The following is a 2,328-nucleotide window of genomic DNA, read 5'->3' on the forward strand; positions in this document are numbered from 1 at the left end:
ATTTTTTCGACGGCCTGAATGATTTCAATGGGAGCCTGAATCTCAGTAAATTTGTAGATCGCATCGGCCGCGCCTTTACGGTATTGGACGCCATCGAGGTCGAGGCCACTCATGCGGGTTTGGGCGGTGAATTTGACGAATTGGGCATGGGGAAGCTCGTGGATTTCACGCGCGCGAATGCCGAATTGTTTGGCGAGCACGACGACGCTGCGACCTTCCGGAGTTTCATCGGCCAATGAAGAGAGTTGGGCGGCATCGGCAAGATCCTGTTTCGACACGCCGGGCGAAGGAATGAATTCCGTGGCCTGGCGATTGCCGAGCGTGATGGTGCCGGTCTTGTCGAGGAGGAGGACATCAACGTCGCCGGCGGCTTCAACGGCGCGACCGCTCATGGCGAGGACGTTGCGCTGGAGGAGGCGATCCATGCCGGCGATGCCGATGGCGCTGAGCAGACCGCCGATGGTGGTGGGAATCAAACAGACCAGCAGAGCAATCAGAACCGTGGTGGAGAAAGCAGCGCCGGAGTAGATACCCATCGGCTTCAAGGCCATGATGACGAACATGAAAATCAGGGTCAGCGCCGAGAGCATGATGGTGAGCGCAATTTCGTTGGGCGTCTTCTGACGCTTGGCTCCTTCCACGAGCGCAATCATGCGGTCGAGAAAGCCATGACCGGGGTCCGCAGTGATGCGAATTTTGATCTCATCCGAGAGTACACGGGTGCCGCCAGTGACGGCGCTGCGGTCACCACCACTTTCGCGGACGACCGGTGCAGATTCACCGGTGATTGCGGATTCGTCCACTGTGGCGGCACCCTCAATTACTTCGCCATCGCCGGGGATGACTTCACCGGCGCGGACGAGGACAATATGGCCCTTGCGGAGAGAGTCGGCTTCGACCTCCTGTATTTTGCCGTTGTCGAGGAGTTTGCGGGCGGTGCTTTGAGTGCGGGTTTTGCGCAGGGAATTGGCTTGGGCCTTGCCGCGACCTTCGGCGACGGCTTCGGCGAAGTTGGCAAAGAGGACGGTGAACCAGAGCCAGATGGATATCTGGATGATGAAACCTCGATCGGTTGAGCTGCGGAAGGCGTCCACCGTGGTGAGGACAGCACCGACCAGGGTGACAAACATCACCGGGTTCTTGACCATCGCGCGCGGATCGAGCTTTTTGAAGGCGTCGATGATGGCCGGGCCAGCGATGTTCCAATCAAATAAAGAAGGAGCTTTATGAGTCATGATAAATTCCAGTGATTAAAAGAGTTTGCCTTGCGCGGTGAGGAAATGTTCAACCACTGGTCCAAGGGCCAGTGCGGGCAGGAAGGTTAGAGCCCCGACGAGCAACACCGTGCCAACGAGCAATACCACGAAAGTTGTGCCGGAGACCGGGAAGGTGCCGGCGCTTTGGGGGACGATCTTCTTCTGGGCGAGCGAACCGGCCAGAGCCATGATCGGGACAATCATCAGGAACCGACCGATAAGCATGGCGAAGCCGAGCGTGGTGTTATACCAGGGTTCGTTGGCGGTGAGGCCGGCGAAGGCGCTGCCATTGTTGCCGGTGGCGGAAGTGAAAGCATAGAGCATTTCGCTGAGACCATGCGGACCGGAGTTATTGAGACCGGCGACGCCCCATTTGCTCACGGAAGCCCAGGCGGTAAAGCCGAGAATGGAGAGAGCCAGGATTAGAAGCGTCAGCAGCGAAACCTTAACTTCGTATGCGCCGATTTTCTTGCCGAGATATTCCGGCGTGCGGCCGACCATGAGTCCAGCGATGAAAACCGCAATCACGACGAAAACCAACATACCGTAGAGCCCCGCTCCCACACCGCCGAAGACTACTTCGCCCAACTGGATATTGAGCATCGGAATGAGGCCGCCCAGACCGGTGAAGGAGTCGTGCATGGCGTTGACAGCGCCGCAGGAAGCATCCGTGGTGACGGTGGCGAAGAGTGCGGAATTGAAGATGCCGAAGCGGACTTCCTTGCCTTCCATGTTGCCATCGGCGGCGGCAACGCCGAGGTGATGATGAATGGGATTGCCGGAGGATTCAGCGTACCAGCATACAACCATGGGGATGAGAAAGAGAACGAACATGGCAGCCCAGACAGCCCAGCCGTGTGCCTGATTCTTCGTCAGGCGGCCCAGGTAATAAGTCAGGCCGGTGGGGATGGCGAAGATGGAGAGCATTTGCAGGAAGTTGGAGAGCGGTGTCGGATTCTCAAATGGATGGGAGGCATTGGCATTGGTGTAACCGCCACCGTTGGTGCCGAGCATTTTGATGGCGACCTGGGAGGCCATGGGGCCCTGGGGGATGGCTTGATTGTCCACGAGT

2 protein-coding genes are annotated in these 2,328 nt (G+C 58.1%); both read right to left on the bottom strand.

Translation table 11 applies throughout. The annotated features are described in order from the left end of the window. Positions 1 to 1,235: potassium-transporting ATPase subunit KdpB (gene kdpB, locus CFLAV_RS31465; protein ID WP_007418995.1), on the bottom strand; the 1,235-nt coding region annotated here is incomplete at its 3' end. Between the two features lie 15 nt (positions 1,236 to 1,250). Beyond that, positions 1,251 to 2,328, bottom strand: a 1,078-nt coding sequence (gene kdpA / locus CFLAV_RS31470) for a potassium-transporting ATPase subunit KdpA (RefSeq protein ID WP_007418996.1), incomplete at its 5' end; no start/stop codon positions are given.

Origin of the sequence: Pedosphaera parvula Ellin514 (genome assembly GCF_000172555.1) — a bacterium.
Taxonomy (GTDB): Bacteria; Verrucomicrobiota; Verrucomicrobiia; order Limisphaerales; family Pedosphaeraceae; genus Pedosphaera.